The organism is Streptosporangium sp. H16 (genome assembly GCF_051918855.1).
Taxonomy (GTDB): Bacteria; Actinomycetota; Actinomycetes; order Streptosporangiales; family Streptosporangiaceae; genus Streptosporangium.
In genome coordinates, this window is sequence record NZ_JBPXMD010000001.1 from 602,325 (window position 1) to 618,624 (window position 16,300).

At 71.6% G+C, this 16,300-nt stretch carries 16 protein-coding genes; 5 read left to right on the forward strand and 11 right to left on the reverse strand.

Going from position 1 to position 16,300, the window contains the following annotated elements:
- Positions 1 to 39 precede the first annotated feature (39 nt).
- Entirely contained in the window at positions 40 to 696 is a 657-nt protein-coding gene (gene cmk / locus ACTOQ2_RS02520) for a (d)CMP kinase (protein WP_440064893.1), read from the forward strand.
- Positions 693 to 2,120: a ribosome biogenesis GTPase Der gene (gene der, locus ACTOQ2_RS02525; protein WP_440064892.1), complete on the forward strand. Its 1,428-nt coding sequence runs from the start codon at positions 693 to 695 to the stop codon at positions 2,118 to 2,120. Before cmk ends, der begins: the two co-directional genes overlap by 4 nt.
- 203 nt (positions 2,121 to 2,323) lie before the next feature.
- Here the strand turns inward: der and ACTOQ2_RS02530 are convergent, their stop codons facing one another.
- The gene (locus ACTOQ2_RS02530) at positions 2,324 to 2,992 is read right to left on the reverse strand and encodes a response regulator (RefSeq protein ID WP_440097972.1); all 669 of its coding nucleotides are present in this window, start codon (positions 2,990 to 2,992) and stop codon (positions 2,324 to 2,326) included.
- Between the two features lie 32 nt (positions 2,993 to 3,024).
- A complete protein-coding gene (locus ACTOQ2_RS02535) occupies positions 3,025 to 4,026 on the reverse strand; it encodes a HAMP domain-containing sensor histidine kinase (RefSeq protein WP_440097973.1) in 1,002 nt (333 codons plus the stop codon).
- A gap of 173 nt (positions 4,027 to 4,199) precedes the next feature.
- Here ACTOQ2_RS02535 and ACTOQ2_RS02540 point away from each other — a divergent pair, with 173 nt between their 5' ends.
- The gene (locus ACTOQ2_RS02540) at positions 4,200 to 4,544 is read left to right on the forward strand and encodes a hypothetical protein (RefSeq protein ID WP_440097975.1); all 345 of its coding nucleotides are present in this window, start codon (positions 4,200 to 4,202) and stop codon (positions 4,542 to 4,544) included.
- Between the two features lie 147 nt (positions 4,545 to 4,691).
- On the opposite strand, the gene ACTOQ2_RS02545 is transcribed toward ACTOQ2_RS02540, so the two are convergent.
- The 9 genes from ACTOQ2_RS02545 to ACTOQ2_RS02585 all read right to left on the reverse strand — a co-directional run bounded on the left by ACTOQ2_RS02545 (position 4,692) and on the right by ACTOQ2_RS02585 (position 14,341).
- A complete protein-coding gene (locus ACTOQ2_RS02545; RefSeq protein ID WP_440097976.1) occupies positions 4,692 to 6,242 on the reverse strand; it encodes an MFS transporter in 1,551 nt (516 codons plus the stop codon).
- A gap of 2 nt (positions 6,243 to 6,244) precedes the next feature.
- Positions 6,245 to 6,925: an LppX_LprAFG lipoprotein gene (locus ACTOQ2_RS02550; protein ID WP_440064885.1), complete on the reverse strand. Its 681-nt coding sequence runs from the start codon at positions 6,923 to 6,925 to the stop codon at positions 6,245 to 6,247.
- 259 nt (positions 6,926 to 7,184) lie between these two features.
- A complete protein-coding gene (locus ACTOQ2_RS02555; RefSeq protein WP_440064879.1) occupies positions 7,185 to 7,649 on the reverse strand; it encodes a MarR family winged helix-turn-helix transcriptional regulator in 465 nt (154 codons plus the stop codon).
- Positions 7,650 to 7,845: 196 nt separating this feature from the next.
- Positions 7,846 to 9,270 carry an aminopeptidase P family protein gene (locus tag ACTOQ2_RS02560; RefSeq protein ID WP_440097978.1) on the reverse strand — a complete coding sequence of 475 codons (1,425 nt, stop codon included), beginning with the start codon at positions 9,268 to 9,270 and terminating at the stop codon, positions 7,846 to 7,848.
- Positions 9,271 to 9,370: 100 nt separating this feature from the next.
- Positions 9,371 to 10,651 carry an ABC transporter substrate-binding protein gene (locus tag ACTOQ2_RS02565; RefSeq protein WP_440097980.1) on the reverse strand — a complete coding sequence of 427 codons (1,281 nt, stop codon included), beginning with the start codon at positions 10,649 to 10,651 and terminating at the stop codon, positions 9,371 to 9,373.
- A 4-nt stretch (positions 10,652 to 10,655) separates the two neighbouring features.
- Complete coding sequence (locus ACTOQ2_RS02570; RefSeq protein WP_440097982.1) at positions 10,656 to 11,792, reverse strand: branched-chain amino acid ABC transporter permease; 1,137 nt, start codon at positions 11,790 to 11,792, stop codon at positions 10,656 to 10,658.
- Positions 11,785 to 12,675 carry a branched-chain amino acid ABC transporter permease gene (locus ACTOQ2_RS02575; RefSeq protein WP_440097984.1) on the reverse strand — a complete coding sequence of 297 codons (891 nt, stop codon included), beginning with the start codon at positions 12,673 to 12,675 and terminating at the stop codon, positions 11,785 to 11,787. The genes ACTOQ2_RS02570 and ACTOQ2_RS02575 overlap by 8 nt, the downstream gene beginning before the upstream one ends.
- A complete protein-coding gene (locus ACTOQ2_RS02580; protein WP_440097986.1) occupies positions 12,672 to 13,457 on the reverse strand; it encodes an ABC transporter ATP-binding protein in 786 nt (261 codons plus the stop codon). Before ACTOQ2_RS02580 ends, ACTOQ2_RS02575 begins: the two co-directional genes overlap by 4 nt.
- A gap of 50 nt (positions 13,458 to 13,507) precedes the next feature.
- A complete protein-coding gene (locus ACTOQ2_RS02585; RefSeq protein WP_440097988.1) occupies positions 13,508 to 14,341 on the reverse strand; it encodes an ABC transporter ATP-binding protein in 834 nt (277 codons plus the stop codon).
- Positions 14,342 to 14,524: 183 nt separating this feature from the next.
- Between ACTOQ2_RS02585 and ACTOQ2_RS02590 the strand changes: the two genes are divergently transcribed.
- Entirely contained in the window at positions 14,525 to 15,724 is a 1,200-nt protein-coding gene (locus ACTOQ2_RS02590; RefSeq protein ID WP_440097990.1) for a PucR family transcriptional regulator, read from the forward strand.
- 94 nt (positions 15,725 to 15,818) lie between these two features.
- Positions 15,819 to 16,247 carry a CBS domain-containing protein gene (locus ACTOQ2_RS02595; RefSeq protein ID WP_440097992.1) on the forward strand — a complete coding sequence of 143 codons (429 nt, stop codon included), beginning with the start codon at positions 15,819 to 15,821 and terminating at the stop codon, positions 16,245 to 16,247.
- Positions 16,248 to 16,300: the final 53 nt, after the last annotated feature.

A 16,300-nucleotide genomic window follows, 5' to 3' on the forward strand; every position in this document is an offset into this window, starting at 1 on the left:
CGTACGGACAACTGAAGCGGGCTGCAAGGGAGAGGCGTCGTGACCGGACTGGTCGTCGCCATGGACGGTCCTTCGGGATCGGGTAAGTCGAGCGCGTCACGAGGGGTGGCGCGAGCCTTGGGGCTGCGTTACCTCGATACCGGCGCGATGTACCGGGCGATCACCTGGTGGATGCTCCAGAAGGGCGTCGACCTCGCCGATCCCGAGGCGATCGCCGCCAGGGCGCTCGACCCGGTCCTCACGCTGGGCACCGACCCGGACCTCGCGGTGGTGGCGGTCGACGGCGTCGACGCCGTCGCGCCGATCCGCACCGCCGAGGTCACCGCGGCCGTCTCGGCGGTCAGCGCGGTGCCCGAGGTACGCCACCGCCTGGTGGCCGAGCAGCGTGAGATCATCGGTTCGGGCGGCATCGTCGTCGAGGGCCGTGACATCGGCACGGTGGTGGCGCCCGGTGCCGCGGTCAAGATCTACCTGACCGCGAGCGCGGACGCCAGGGCACTGCGCCGCACGGCGGAGCTCACCGGCACCACGGTGGCGGCGCAGCGGGCCGCGATGGCCCGCCGCGACACCCTCGACTCGACCAGGAAGGCAGACCCGCTGGCGAAGGCGGCCGACGCCGTCGAGCTCGACACCACGGCGCTGAACCTCGAAGAGGTCATCGCCGAAATACTGCGTGTGATTAAGGAAAAGGCGTGACCGGGGTATACGACGACGACAACGGCTGGATCGACGCGGAGCTCGCCGATTCAGGGACCGACGACAGCTCGCAGCGGGATGTGGGGCCCGACACGGCCCCGCAGCCGGTAGTGGCCGTGGTGGGCCGCCCCAACGTGGGCAAGTCCACCCTGGTCAACCGGATCATCGGCCGCCGGGAGGCGGTCGTGGAGGACGTGCCGGGGGTGACCCGCGACCGGGTCACGTACGACGCCACCTGGCGGGGGCGCCGGTTCACGGTGGTCGACACCGGAGGCTGGGACCCCGACGCGACCGGCATGGCGCTGAAGATCGCCGAGCAGGCCCAGGTCGCGGCCGAGCTGGCCGACGTGATCCTGTTCGTGGTCGACGCCGTCGTGGGCGTGACCGACGCGGACGAGATCGTCGGCCACGTGCTGCGCGGGTCCGGCAAGCCGGTCATCCTCGCCGCCAACAAGGTCGACAACCAGCAGATGGAGCTGGAGGCCGCCGGGCTGTGGGCCCTCGGCCTGGGCGAGCCGCAGCCGGTCTCGGCCCTGCACGGCCGCTCCAGCGGCGACCTGCTGGACGTGATTCTCGACAAGCTGCCGGAGACGCCCGAGCAGCGTTTCGGCCCCGAGCGCGGCCCGCGCAGGGTCGCCCTGGTCGGCAAGCCCAACGTGGGCAAGTCCTCGCTGCTGAACAAGCTGGCGGGCTCCGAGCGCGTGCTCGTCGACCCGATGGCGGGCACCACCCGCGACCCGGTGGACGAGCTGGTCGAGCTCGGTGGCAAGACCTGGCGCTTCGTCGACACCGCCGGGATCAGACGGCGTGACCGCGAGCTCAAGGGCGCCGACTTCTACGCGAGCATGCGCACCCGGGGAGCCCTGGAGCGCTCGGAGATCGCGGTGGTGCTCATCGACGCCAGCGACGTGCTGACCGAGCAGGACCTGCGGATCATCTCCCTGGTGATCGAGTCCGGCCGGTGCATGGTCGTGGCGTTCAACAAGTGGGACCTGCTCGACGAGGACCGCCGTTACTACCTGGAGAAGGAGATCGACCGCCAGCTTGTCCGCGTGCCGTGGGCGTTGCGGGTCAACATCTCCGCGAAGAACGGCTGGCACGTCGACCGGCTCGTCCCGGCGATCGAGAAGGCGCTCGACTCCTGGTCGACCCGGGTGCCCACCGCCCGGCTCAACGCCTTCCTGACCGACCTGGTCGCGGCCACCCCGCCACCGGTCCGCAGCGGCAAGCAGCCCAAGATCCTCTTCGCCACGCAGGCGTCGACGGAGCCGCCGAAGTTCGTGCTGTTCACCTCGGGCTTCCTGGAGGAGACCTACCGCCGCTTCATCGAGCGCCGGATCCGCGAGGAGTTCGGCTTCGCCGGGTCGCCCATCGAGGTCACCATGAAGATCCGCGAGAAGCGCCAGGGGCAGAAGAAGAAGTAGGAGCCCTGTCCCGAACGGGAGCCCTGTGGAGTTCCGCCCCGGGCGGGAGCCCTGTCCGGGCAGGAATCCCGCCCGGACAGGAGTCCTGCCCCGGGCAGCGGTTTCGCCTGGGACGGGAGCCCCGTCCGGGGTGGGAGTCCCGAACGGCCCGGCCCGCGCCGGGCCCGTTCGCGTTTCGCCCCGGACCCCTTCTCCGAAGGTTCTCAGGGTTCGATCAGGCCCGCCCGGATGGCGTACCGGGTGAGGTCGAGCCGGTCGCGCATGCCGAGCTTCTGCAGGATGTTGGCACGATGCCGGTCGACGGTCTTCACACTGATGAACAGGGTCTCGGCGATCTGCTTGGCGGAGTTGCCCTCGGCGATCAGCTTGACGATCTCCTCCTCGCGCGGGGTCAGGATGCTCTCCGGCATGCTCTGTCCCAGCTTGTCGCGCTGCAGGTAGTGCCGGATCAGGGCGGTGACGGCACCCGGGTACAGGAACGGCTCGCCGCGCATCGCCGACCTGCACGCCTCGAGCAGGTCGCGGTCGGCCACGGACTTCAGCACGTAGCCCGAGGCTCCGGCCTTGAGCGCCTCGAAGAAGTACTGCTCGTTGTCGTACATCGACAGGATCAGCAGCCGGATGCCGGGGGCGCGCCGGGAGATCTCGCGGGCCGCCTGCAGGCCGGTCATGCGGGGCATCGCGATGTCCAGGATCGCCAGGTCGACCGTCTCTGGGGCGGCCGCCTCCACCGCTTCGGCGCCGTTGGCGGCCTCGGCCACCACCGTGAGATCGGGTTCGGCGTCCAGGATCAGCCGCAGCCCGCGGCGGACCAGGGCGTGGTCGTCGGCCAGCAGGATCCTGGTGGGACGCGCGGGGCTCGCGGAACTCACGGGACTCCCAGGGTTCACAGGGTTCACAGGGTTCACAGGGCCCTCCGCTCGGTGTCGGGCGGTACGGTGAGGCGGACGTCGGTGCCGCCGTCCGGCGGGGAGGTCACGGTCAGCCGGGCGCCGATGAGCAGGGCGCGCTCCCGCATCCCGCGGATCCCGGCCCCCTCGTGGCGTACGCCGCCGTGGCCGTCGTCGGTGATGCGCAGCTCCAGGCCGTCGGGTCCGGCGGTCAGCGAGAGCTCGACGCGGGACGCCCGGGCGTGCCTGGCCGCGTTGGTCAGGCCCTCCTGGGCGATGCGGTAGAGGACCAGCTCGACCTCCTCGCTCAGCGAGGGCAGGTCGGCGTCGATCCTGCGGGTCACGGGAACGCCGCTGCTCTGGGAGAAGTCGCTGCTCAGCGCGCTGAGGGCGCTCTGCAGGCCGAGGTCCTCCAGCACGCCGGGACGCAGGCGGCGGGCGACCTGCCCCACCTCGTCCAGGCTCGCGCGGACGCTCTCCTGCACCCCGTGCAGCTCCTCGCGCAGGTCGTGGGGCGCGTGGTCGGCGGCGTGTTTGAGACTCAGCAGGACCACGGTGAGGCTCTGGCCGATCTCGTCGTGCAGCTCGCGGGCGATGCGGCGCCGCTCGTTCTCCTGGGCCGCGAGGGCGTGGGCGCTGCTGGCGCTGCGCTCGGCCTCCAGCCGGTCCAGCATCGCGTTGAAGGTGCCGATCAGGTGGGCCAGGTCGCGGTTGCCGCCACTGGGCAGCCGGTCGTGGGGGTGCAGCAGGTCCACGCGCTGCATCAGGGTCGTGAGCGCGTCGAGCGGGGCCAGGCTGGTGCGCAGGAGGATGGCGTTGGCCGTCAGCATCAGCGCCAGGCCGATCGTCAGCACCGGGATCTCGGCCAGGAGCATCGGCGAGGACACGGTGGCGGGGGAGAGGGCGAGCACCAGCGTACCGACCGCGAAGACCAGCCCGTTGATCGCGAACAACCGCCTGAACAGGATCCGCCCCGGACTGTGGGCTCCTGCTCGCCGATGGGTGCGTTCGCTCATCTGACCAGCTTCCCCGCTGCGGGACGGGCCCGTCCATGCGGGGTGCCTCTCATCCCCGCGTGTCGCTCCTACATGTTCCACCCATGCTCATATGGGTGCCGGCCCCGATGGCGGCGGAGAGACGACGCCGATGGGATGGAGGAGCGACGAACACCGGCAGACGGGAGAGGGCGATGGGTACGAGCGATGTCGGCATTCTCTGGCTGGACGCCGTCACCCGTGACGGCGTCACGATCACGGTCAACGCGGCCGCCCGGGCCTTCGTCGCCGACCCCGTGGCTTACGCCGCCTACCCGGGCTCGCCCGGCGGCGCCAAGCTGGCCGCCGCCGAAGCGGAGATCCGGCGCTATGTCGGGAAACGCGACCTGTCCCGGCTGTCCAAGCGGGTCGACCTCGCCCGCGGAGCCGGCGAGGGGAGCCACCACTGGGGCGTCGAGGTGGCGCTGGTGGCGATCACCCGTGTCGAGGTGCGGCGCCGGGAGGACCTCATCCGCTGGGCGGAACGGCTTGCGTCGTGACGGCGGCCCCGAGCGGGAGGGAGTGATCGCCGACTTGGACGTCACCCGCACGACCGTGCCCGGCCCGAGCCTGGTTCCGTGCCGGGTTCGGGTCCGTGTCCGTGTCCGGTTCCGGCCCATATCGGGTTCCGGTCCGCGGCCGGGGCGTCAGGCCCCGTCCACCCGCCCGGACCCGCGTGGCAGCAGCAGCGCGACCAGCACGCCCACCCCGCACAGGACGGAGGTGATCAGGAAGATCTCGCTGTACTCGGTGTGCAGCGCCTCCTTCACCCTGCTCTGGTACTCGGCGAGCCGCCCGGCGTACACGACGGGGTCCACGCCGAAGGGCAGCGGCGTGTCCAGGTCGGCGGTGAGCGACTGGAAGCGGTGGAAGCCCCACGCCGACAGCGCGGCGACGCCGAGCAGCATGCCCATCATCCTGGCCACGACCACCGCCGCCGAGGCCACCCCGTGCTGGGCGGCGGGTACGGCCCGCAGCACCGCGGAGGAGACCGGGGCGATCACCAGGCCGAGCCCCAGGCCGGCGACGATCAGGTCGGCGTCCATGCGGTATCCGGCCGAGGCCAGGTCCAGGGGCCACTGGCCGATGCGGACGTATCCGGCGGCGGCCACCGCGAGGCCGATCACCGTCACCGCGCGCTCGCCGTAGCGGCGGGCCATGAGACCGCCTGCCAGCGCGGCCACGGAGAGCGCGACGAGGAAGCGCGACAGCACCAGGGCGCCCTCCAGGCTGTCCAGTCCCAGCAGCGTCTGCGCCGACAGCTGCACGTCGACCAGGGTGACCAGCAGCGCGGCGCCGGTCAGGAAGCTCACCCCGAGCGTGGCGAGGAACGGGCCGCGCGACACCCCCGTCATGTCGATCAGCCTGGTCCTGGAGCGCCACTCCCACGCGACGAACGCGGCGCCGGACACGACCCCCGCGACGATCATGGGCATGCCCCAAGGGGGAAGGACCGACCCGCTGGGATCGGGGTTGTAGAGACCGGCCACGAGCAGGCCGAGCGCGAGCGCGAGCAGCAGCCCGCCGACCACGTCGACGCGCCTGGCCACCCCGCGGGCCCGGTCGCGGGCGGGTGGCGGCACCGACCGCTGCACGGCGATCGCCGCCAGGGCCACCAGCGGGACGTTCAGCCAGAAGATCGACCGCCAGCCGCCGAGCTGCACGCCGCCGATCTGGAGGGTGGCCGGGACCAGGGCGGCGAGGGCCGCGCCGTACAGGGGGCCCAGCACGCTGCCGAGCTCCTGGGCCGACCCCACCGCGCCGAGCGCCACCGGGCGCTCGTCCTCGTCCCACAGGTCCCCGATCAGGGCCATGGTGATGGGCAGCAGCGCGCCGCCCGCGACGCCCTGCACGGCCCGTCCCACGACCAGCCAGGGCACCGTGTCGCCCAGCGCGGTGACGACCGAGCCCACGGCGAAGCCGGCCAGGCACAGGTGGATGAGCGGGCGCCTGCCGTAGCGGTCGGAGAGCTGGCCGAGCAGCGGCATGGCCGCGATGTAGCCGAGCAGGAAACCGGTGACGATCGGGGTGGCCCGCTCCAGGTGGTTGAGGGGGACGTCGACGTCCCTGGCGATGTCGACGAGGACGGTGACCACGACGTACGCGTCCAGGGCCGCCAGCAGCACCGCCGTGCCGCCGACGCCGAGGGCGGTCCGCCGCCGGGCCGTGGGGGCGCCCTCCGGGGCGGCGCGGGTCACCGTCACTCCGCCGGAGCGGTGACCTGGACCGGCACGTCGTAGTCGCTGAAGGCCACGATCACCTTGCCGCCGGTCAGTGGCAGCTCCGCCTTGAGCAGCCGGCCGGTGGCCTTGTCGATCCAGAGCACGGCGTCGACGCTCTGCGTGAGACCGGGCACCATCGTGGCGAGCACCTGCTGGGAGAGCGTCGCCGAGACCCGGTAGGTGTCGACGCCGTCCAGCTTCTCCGCCGCCTGGGTCTTCGCGTCCAGCGCGTTGGCCAGCAGCTGTACGACGCCCTTGTCCGGGTTGAGGATGGCGGAGGGGTCGTAGATCGCCGCCAGCTGGCTCCGCGACATCCGCTGGAAGCCGCCGGTCACACCCTTGAAGTGGACGGTCTCTCCGATCAGTACGAAATTGATCTCCTGGAGACTGCCCATCACGTCGATCTGGAGGGTGCCGTCCGCGTCACCGGTCCCGCTGAGACGGCCGGAGGCCTTCTTGACCGGTACGGGGGGCGTGCCCTCCGTCTCCATCGAGAAGGCGGCTGACTTCACGGTGCGCGTCACGTCCGCGGACTTCCTGAGCAGGTCGGCCCCGTCGGGAAGGGCCGTTGTGCCGTCGGAGGCACCACTGCCGCTGCACGCGGTGACCAGGAAGGACGCGGCGATCACCGCGGTGATGAGGATCCGGCGAGCAGACATGGGCGGATCGTAACGACACTCCGGTCTACTAAGGAGTAACGACCGGTATCGGTTTCGCGTCGGCGGACGCCTTCGCCGGTTTCACCGCCCGGTTTCGCGTCGGCGGACGCCTTCGCCGGTTTCACCGCCCGGTCTCGCGTCGGCGGACGTCTTCACTGGTTTCACCGCCCGGTCTCGCGCCGGCGGACGTCTTCACTGGTTTCACCGCCCGGTCTCGCGCCGGCGGACGCCTTCGCGGGTCTCGCCGCCCGGTCTCGGGTCAGCGGATGCCTTTGAGGTGGTCCACCACCGGTGCGTACGCCGCTTCCAGCTCGATCAGCTGGTCGTCGGTGAGCAGGTCGATGAAATGCCGTCGCACGCTGGCCACGTGGTGCGGCGCGACCTTCTGGATGGTGGCCCAGCCATGCTCGGTGAGGACGGCGAAGGTGCCGCGCCGGTCGTCGGCGCAGGTCTCCCTGGCGACCAGGCCGGCGGCCTCCATCCGGGAGATCTGGTGGGACAGGCGGCTGCGCGACTGGATCGTGGCGTCCGCCAGGTCGCTCATCCGCATGCGGTGACCGGGGGTCTCCGACAGGTTCACCAGGATCTCGTAGTCGTTGACCGAGAGCCCGAAGGGCTGGAGCTCACGGTCGAGGCGGTGGTCGAGGAGCTTGTGCACGGCGAGGTGGGCGCGCCACGCCCGCTGCTCGATCGAGGACAGCCAGCGGGGCTCCTGGTCGCTCACCGGTCGCTCACCACTCTCGTTCGCCGCGCGTGTGGTCGCGACTCCGGCGGATCCGTCCCCCGGCCGACCGCCCCGCCCGCCGGGCGGGGCCTGCTTCAGGGTCATAGATCAGAACTTACCTCAGAAGGTGCCGATCGCTCGTGGTAGGCGATGTGGCAACCTGACAAAACCCGCGTGTTTCCCCACCCCCGGACGCTCATCCCGCGAGGCCTGAGCTCTCCATCCACCTCTCCACCTCGTCGGGGTGGCGGGGCAGCCCGGCCGACATGAGACGGGCGCCGTCGGCGGTGACGACGAGGTCGTCCTCGATGCGCACCCCGATGCCGCGCAGTTCCGGCGGCAGCGTCAGGTCGTCCGGCTGCAGGTAGAGGCCGGGCTCGACGGTCAGCACCTGCCCCTCCTCCAGCACGCCGTCCAGGTAGACCTCCGAGCGGGCCCTGGCGCAGTCGTGCACGTCCATGCCGAGCATGTGGCCGCTGCTGCACAGCGTGTAGCGGCGGTACAGGCCGCTTTCCGGCTCCATCGCCTCGTCCGCGCCGATCTTCAGCACGCCCCAGTCGTGCAGTCCCTCCGCGATGACGCGCATCGCCGCGCGGTGGAAGTCGCGGAAGCGCGCACCGGGGCGCAGGGTGGCGATCGCCGCCTCCTGGGCCTCGTACACCAGCTCGTAGACCTGGCGCTGGACCGGGCTGAAGCGCCCGGACACCGGCAGGGTCCTGGTGATGTCGGCGGTGTAGAGGTGGTCGGTCTCCACGCCCGCGTCGAGGAGCAGCAGCTCGTTCCCGTCCAGCCGCCCGTCGTTGCGGATCCAGTGCAGCACGCACGCGTTGGCGCCGGAGGCCACGATGCTGTCGTAGCCAACCGCGTTGCCCTCCAGGCGGGCGCGGAGGCCGAAGACCCCCTCCAGGTAGCGCTCGCCGCGCCGGTGCCCCAGGGCGGCGGGCAGGGCCCGCGCCACGTCCTCGAACCCGCGCGTGGTCGCGTCGACCGAGAACTGCAGCTCGGCGATCTCCCACTCGTCCTTGATCAGCCGCATCTCGGAGAGGAACGTCTCCAGCTCCTCGTCGCCGCCGCCGGGCGAGACCCGCCCGTCCACGGACGCGTCCACCCCGCGCAGCACCCGCGCGGGCCCGGCGAGCGCGTCGTCCAGCCTGTCGATCGGCGCGCAGGCGATCTGGTGGATGGCCTCTGCCTCGGCCAGGTCTGGGCGGCGGCCCACCCAGAACTCGCCGTAGCGGCGGTCGCGGTAGAACTCCTGCCCGGCCTGGCCCGGCGCCGATCTCGGCGAGCGGGGGCGCAGGAACAGCGTGGCCTCCCCGGAGGGTTCGACGACGAGTACGTCGTCGGGCTCCTGGTCACCGGTGAGGTGGGCGAACGCGCTGTGCGCCCGGAACCGGTAGTCGCTGTCGTTGCTGCGGGCCTTGAGCGTGCCGGACGGGATCACCAGCCGCTCGCCGGGAAAGCGGGCGGCGAGCGCGGCGCGCCGCTTGGCGGTGTAGGCGGCCTGCGGCAGCGGAGCGAGGTCGTCGCGGTGCGTGTCGGCCCAGCCGGTGTTCATGAACGCGGCGAGGGCGTCGGAGACCGGCAGGTCGTGGCTGCCGGTGTTGAGCTTCTGGGTCATCGTGTCCCCGGGCCGGATGTCTTCTGGATGCCCCCACGCTAGTCCCGGAGCGATGCGGCCCGCACCCCGGCAGGTACGGAGCCGCACCGCGGATCGCGGGTCAGCCCACCGGGACCTGGTACTCCTTGGCCAGGTCGGAGGTCGCGGCCTCCTTGAAGACGACCGCGCCGCCGAGAGCGGCCTTGTCCGGCTTGGCCACGTACGACAGCAGCGAGGCGGGCTTGTCGAACGTGGTGAAGTCCATGACCGTGCCGAACTCCGCACCCCAGGACGACTGGCCGCGGTGCGCGGTGACCACCGCGGCCCGGGTCAGGTCCTTGCCCTCGCAGGCCTTCTTGAGCGCGTCGACGACGATCGCCGCCGCCGAGTAGCCCGAGGGGACGCCGCTGTCGATGGCCGTGTCCGGATACTTCGCCGCGTAGTCGGCGGCCAGCTTCTTCATGGCGGGCATGTCGGAGCTGATCGGCGTGCCCGCGGTCATGTAGTAGAAGTCCTTCAGCAGCGCGGGCCCGGCCGGGGTGGGCAGCAGCTGCGGGGAGTAGGCCGAGTTGCTGCCGACGAACGGCACGTCCATGCCCTTGGCGAGCGAGACGCCGACGAGCGAGGCGGTCTGCTTGGGGCCGACGGAGACCAGGACGGCCTTGACGCCCTCCGCCTTGAACGCGGCCACCTGGGCGCTCATGTCCTGGTCGGTGGCCTTGATCTTCTGCTCCACGAGCGTGAGGCCGAGCTTCTCCGACGCGTACTTGGAGCCGTTCAGCGCGCTCTCGCCGTAGTCGCCCTCGAAGTACAGGTGACCGATCTTGTCCCCGGACTTGATGCCCTTCTCCTTGGTCAGGAAGTCCACCCCGTTGATCATGTCGATGTCGTAGGTCGTCCCGGTGACCTGGATGGACTTGCTGCCGAGCAGCCCGGTCGCCCAGGCCTGCGGGATGGTGAGCATCTGGTCGGTCTCGATGCGCTGCTTGAGCGCGTTGACCATGGGCGAGCCGACGAAGTGGGCGATCGCCACCACCTTCGGGGCGATCTCGGTGTAGGCCGCGACCGCCTTCTGCGCGTCGTAGCCGTGGTCGCGCACCAGTGCCTCCAGCTGCCGCCCGCACACGCCCCCGGCCGCGTTCGTCTGCTCGAAGTACAGCTGCTGCGCCTGGGTCAGGCTCTTGCCGAACGACGCGTACGGGCCGGTGAGGTCGGTCATCAGGCCGATCGTGATCTTGTCGGCGGTGACGCCGGGGCCCGTCTTCACGCCGTCCCCCCCGACGGCGGAGGGGGCGGCGCCTCCGCTGCCCCCGGTGGCCTTCTCGCTGGCGCACGCGGTGACGGCCAGGGCCAGGGCGGCGAGTGCCGCGATGCGTCGGACCGGGGTTCTTGGGATTCCCATGTCATCAGTTCCTTGGGTCGGGGGAGGGAGAGGGAGACAGCGGAGTCTTTGTTGTCGCGGGGGCCTGGCGGGTGGAGGCGGGGGTGAGCCGCCGGCGGGCGATCAGGCGCAGGCGCCCGGCGAGGCCGAGCAGCCCGCCGGGCAGGAAGAGGACGATGACGACGACGGCGGCGCCGTACAGGATGCGGGCCGCCTCGGCGGGCGACACCCCGCCCGAGCCCGGCTCGGCCACCAGCGGCAGGGCGTCGCTGTAGCGGCTGAGCAGCTGGGGGAGCATCGAGATGAAGATCGCGCCGATCACCGCGCCGGCGACGGAGCCGAGCCCGCCGATGATGATCATCGCGAGGTAGTCGAGGGAGAGCAGCAGGCCGAAGTAGTCGGGCACGGTGCGCTGGAAGACCAGCGCGATCAGGACCCCGGCCAGGCCGCCGTACATCGACGACAGCACGAACACCCCGGCGCGGTAGCGGGCCACCGGCACGCCCATCACCCCGGCCGCGATCTCGTGGTCGCGGATGGTGTTCATGGCCCGCCCGGGACGGCCGCGCAGCACCCCGCGGGCGAACAGCGCCGCGCCGGTCAGCAGGACCAGCCCCAGGAACCAGAGCCGCTCCAGCGACCCGAACGGCACCTGCGCCACCACCAGCTCGGGGGTGTCGGCGAACGCGAACCCGAACAGCTCCATCGGCGGCACCGTCCGCCCGTTGTACCCGCCCGTCACGGGTTCGGCGTTGAACAGCACGTGCTGGCCGACGAAGATCAGCGCGAGGGTGGCGATACCGAGGTAGGCGCCTTTCAGGCGACCCGCGATGGGGCTGAACACCCCGCCCGCGACACCCGCCGTGAGCACCGCGAGCAGTGCCGCGACGGGCGTGGGCAGGCCCAGGCCGCCGAGGGCGTGCGCGCCGCCCTCCGGCTCGGAGCCGAAGTAGACGTAGGCGTACGCGCCGACCGCGAGGAAGAACGCGTGGCCCATGGACAGCTGGCCGGTGGCGCCGGTCAGCAGGTTGATGCCGATCGCCCCGATCGCCGCCGACATCGCGAAGAGCCCGGCCTGCAGCCAGAAGCCCTCCAGGTAGAACGGTACGGCGATCGCCACCGCGACCAGCGCGACGCAGGAGAGGATGACCTTCTTAGACACGTGCCAGCTCCCTCGTCCCGAACAGCCCCGCGGGGCGGATGAGCAGGACAACGATCATCACGAGGAACGGGGCGACGTCGCCGATGCCCCGGCCGAGGAAGGCCAGGTCGTTCTGGTAGCCGCTCATCATGGCCTCGGTGATGCCGATGATCAGCCCTCCGGCCAGCGCCCCCGTGGTGGAGTCGAGGCCGCCGAGGATCGCCGCGGGGAACGCCTTCATCGCCGCGAACGTGGTGCTGCGGTCCAGCCCCGGAGTGGGGAAGACGCACAGGAAGAGCGCGGCGACGGCGGCGAGCGCCCCGGCGACCGCCCAGGCCCCCATGGAGACCCGCCCGCGCCGCACGCCCATCAGCGCGGCGGTCTCCGCGTCCTCCGCGGTGGCGCGCATGGCGATGCCCCAGCTCGTGTACTTGAACGCCAGCAGGAACGCGGCGATCAGGGCCGCCGCGACGGCGAACGCGACCACCCGGGTCTGGGCGACGCTGACGGCTCCCAAATGCAGCACCCGGTCGTGCCACGGATCGCCCAGGGCGAGCACGTCGGTGCCGATCTGCCTGGTCAGCTCGGTCGTCAGCACGATGTCGACGCCGATCGTCACGATCGCCAGCACGCTGTGCGAGGCGACGTTCGCCCTGCGGATGATCAGGAACTCGATCAGGGCGCCCACCACGGCCGCCCCGGCGACGCCCAGCAGCAGGGCGGTCCAGAAGCCGACCGACGGGTGCGTCTTGGCCACGATAAAGCCGCCGACCAGCAGCAGCGAGGCGTGCGCGAAGTTCACCACCTCGGTCGCCTTGAAGATGATGACGAAGCCCAGGGCGATCAGCGCGTACACGGCTCCGACGGAGATCCCGTTCACCAGGAGTTCGAGAAAAGTGATCACGAAGCGACCTCCTCGTCCTTGGCCGGTGTGCTCTCCGCCGCCGCGCCCAGGTAGGCGCGGACCACCTCGGGGTCGTTCTGCACCTCGCCGGGGGACCCGTCCGCGATGCGCCTGCCGAAGTCCAGGACCGTCACCGCGTCGGCGAGCCGCATGACGATCCCCATGTCGTGCTCGACCAGCAGGATCGAGATGCCGAGGCTCTCCCGCACCGCGACGATCAGCTCGGCCATGTCGCGGCGCTCGCCGCCGTTCATGCCGGCGACCGGCTCGTCCAGCAGCAGCAGCCGGGGCTCCATGCACAGGGCCCGCGCCAGCTCCACGCGCTTCTGCACGCCGTACGGCAGCAGCCCGACAGGCGTGGCCAGCCGTTCGGAGAGCCCGACGAACGCGGCGATCTCGGTTACCCGCTCGCCGTGTGCTGCCGCCTCGCGCCGGGCCGACGGCAGCCGCAGCCCGGCCGAGACGAACCCGGCGCGGGTCAGCCGGTGGCGGCCGAGCATCAGGTTGTCCCGCACCGACAGGCGCGGCGACAGGGCGATGTTCTGGAAGGTGCGCGCCACGCCCAGGGCGGCGATGCGGTGCGGGGCCAGGGAGGTCAGTTCCGCGTCGCCGAACCGCACGCTGCCCGAGGTGGCCCGGTAGACGCCCGACAGGACGTTGAAGCAGGTCGACTTGCCCGCCCCGTTGGGCCCGATCACCGCGTGGACGCTGCCGGGCTCGACGCTGAAGCCGACGGCGTCCAGCGCGGTGAGCCCGGCGAAGCGCACGGTCACGTCACGCACGTCGAGCCGGGGAATGGAAGTATCCGTACCGTCCGGTTGGTATGTGTCACTCACGCGGACCACCTCGCCAGTGCCGGGCGGGCGGCCGCCGCCTTCCCCGCGGATCCCGGGACGACCGGAACCGGGTCCTCGATGCCCAGGTAGCGGCGGCGCACCTCGTCGCTCGCGGCGAGCTCGGCGGCCGGTCCCGACAGCACAACCTCGCCGACCTCCAGCACGTAGGCGTACGAGGCCAGGGACAGGGCCATCGCGGCGTTCTGCTCCACCAGGAGCACCGTGGTGCCCCCGGTGTTGATCTCGCGGATGGTGTCGGCGATCCTGGCGGCCATCATCGGAGCGAGACCGAGGGTGGGCTCGTCCAGCAGCAGCATCCTCGGCCTGGCCATCAGCGCGCGGCCGATGGCGAGCATCTGCTGCTCGCCGCCGGACAGCAGGCCCGCGCGCTGCCCGGCGCGCTCGGCGAGCACGGGGAAGAGCGCGAGCACGCTCTCCCTCGCCTCGGCCGCCGACCGCCGGTCGGGCGCGCCGAGGGCGCCGGCCCGCAGGTTCTCCTCCACCGTCATCCGCGCGAAGACCCTGCGCCCCTCGGGCACCTGGACGACGCCTCTCGCCACCACGGCCGAGGTGGCGGCGCCGGACAGCCGCGTACCGCCGAACCCGACCTCGCCCGCGGTGATCCCGCCCCGGTGGAACCTGAGGGTGCCCGACACGGCGCGCAGCAGGGTCGACTTCCCCGCGCCGTTACCGCCGAGCACCGCGACGACCGAACCGCGCGGGACGTCCAGCGAGACACCCCGCAGGGCCAGGACCGGGCCGTAACTCACCGCCAGATCCCTGACGACCAGCCCGGAATCTCCGGGCGGGCGAGGGTCGTGCACGTCCATGTGTGCCTCCTGACAGCCGATGAACGCACCCAACCGAGGCGCTTCACCGGCGTCCAGAGGGCAGGGTGAAGTCGGGGCGGGCGCCCATGCGGGACGGGTGCCGGTTGTGCGCGCGCACAACCCCGCATCACGAAACAGAACAGAACCTTGTTCGGCTAGGTGCCTTGCTGTCACGATCCCCAGATGGGGACCCGCCCGGTTACGGACGAAGAAGTACGCAGGATCATGCGCCTGGCCGCCCGCAGGCTGCTGCTGAGGCTTCCCGAGCTCACCGACGAACTCGTCGCGAAGATCCGCGACACCGACGAGGCGTACCGGCGGATGGTCCCCACCGACGACCACTGGCAGAGCGTCTACGAGGCGATGCGGGACGGCATCGGCGCCATCCTGCTGCCCCGCTCCGAACGGTGTGACCTGCCGCAGGCGGAGAAGACCGCCCGGCGCAGGGCCGAGCAGGGACTGCCCATGGACTCCCTGCTGCGCAGCTACCGGCTCTCCGCGCAGGTGATGTGGGACGGCCTCATCGACGTGGTCGCCGAAGAGGAGTCAGACAGCCTGCCGGTCCTGCTCCGCAGTGCCACGAAGGTGTGGCACGCCATCGACAGGCAGGCGATCGCCGCCGCCGAGGCCTACCGAAGACGGGAGGCCGAGATGTTCGGCCGCACAGCCGAGAGGGTCCAGGCCCTGCTCGACGCGCTCCTGGAGGACCGGGTCGACGCCTCCCTCGTCCGCAGCGCCGCCGCCGGGCTCGACCTGCCCGAGCTGGGCCGGTACGCCGTCGTCATCACCCGGCTGCCCGGCCGCCACGACCACGGGGACGACGCCCCCAGGCCGACCGCCCTGGGCGTGATGCGCCTGCTGTGGCGGATGCGCCCCGACTACGAGGTCTCGGTCGTGCTGCTGCACGACGCGAACATGGACGACCTGGCCGAGGAGCTCCGCCCGCACGTCACCGGATGCGCGGGGATCAGCCCGGTCGTCGAGGGGCTGGCGGAACTGGGCCGCGCCAGGCGGCTCGCCGAGCTGGCCCTGCGGACCTGCGTGGGCGAGGGCCCGGAGATCGCCAGGCTGGAGGACAGGCTGCCCGCCGCGCTGGTGGTCAGCCAGCCCGAGCTCGCCGGTCACCTCAGCGGTGCTGTGCTGCGGCCCATCCTCGCCCTCGACCAGGCCGACCGGGAGGTGCTCCTGGGCACCCTGGAGGCGTGGCTGCGGTGCGAGGGCTCGGCCATGCGCGCCGCGGGGCAGCTGTACTGCCACCGCAACACGGTCTTCAACCGCATCCGCCGCATCGAGCAGCTCACCGGCCGGTCGCTCGCGCGCCCGCTCGACATCGTGGAACTCACGCTGGCCCTTGACGCGGTACGGCTGCTGCCCGTTATCTGACAGTCACACACTTTGCCCATTTCAGCGCTTAGCGTGTGGCGCAAAGGGGCAAAGAAATGGGATACCCGCGCCAGGCTGAACCGAGGTGGTGTCAATGCTGATCGGTACGATTCTGCAAGGCAAGGGGGCGGAGGTGGCGACCGTCCGCCCGGACGCGACGGTCGCCGCGCTGCTGGCCGTTCTGGCCGAGAAGAACATCGGTGCCGTGGTGGTGTCCGAGGACGGCTCGTCCATCGCGGGCATCGTCTCCGAGCGCGACGTCGTGCGGCGGCTGCACGACCGCGGCGCCCGCGTGCTGGACGAGCCGGTGTCGTCGATCATGACGACCGAGGTCCGCACCTGCCCGCCGGACGCCGACGTCGACGACCTCCGCCAGACCATGACCACGCACCGCATCCGGCACGTGCCGGTCGTGAGCGCCGGCCGGCTGGCCGGGATCGTGAGCATCGGCGACGTGGTCAAGAGTTCCATCGAGGCGCTGGAGACCGAGAAGGCACACCTGGTCGACTACCTCCACCGCTGAGCCCGAGCTCGTGAGCCCGGACGGGCCCGGGCTCACGAGCCAGGACGGGCCCG

Bases quoted from the DNA above. Each gene is read 5' to 3' on its own strand.
- ACTOQ2_RS02535 (WP_440097973.1), bottom strand. From the start codon at position 4,026: ATGAGCGAACGCACCCATCGGCGAGCAGGAGCCCACAGTCCGGGGCGG.
- ACTOQ2_RS02540 (WP_440097975.1), top strand. From the start codon at position 4,200: ATGGGTACGAGCGATGTCGGCATTCTCTGGCTGGACGCCGTCACCCGT.
- ACTOQ2_RS02550 (WP_440064885.1), bottom strand. From the start codon at position 6,925: ATGTCTGCTCGCCGGATCCTCATCACCGCGGTGATCGCCGCGTCCTTC.
- ACTOQ2_RS02560 (WP_440097978.1), bottom strand. From the start codon at position 9,270: ATGACCCAGAAGCTCAACACCGGCAGCCACGACCTGCCGGTCTCCGAC.
- ACTOQ2_RS02565 (WP_440097980.1), bottom strand. From the start codon at position 10,651: ATGGGAATCCCAAGAACCCCGGTCCGACGCATCGCGGCACTCGCCGCC.
- ACTOQ2_RS02585 (WP_440097988.1), bottom strand. From the start codon at position 14,341: ATGGACGTGCACGACCCTCGCCCGCCCGGAGATTCCGGGCTGGTCGTC.
- ACTOQ2_RS02590 (WP_440097990.1), top strand. From the start codon at position 14,525: ATGGGGACCCGCCCGGTTACGGACGAAGAAGTACGCAGGATCATGCGC.
- ACTOQ2_RS02595 (WP_440097992.1), top strand. From the start codon at position 15,819: ATGCTGATCGGTACGATTCTGCAAGGCAAGGGGGCGGAGGTGGCGACC.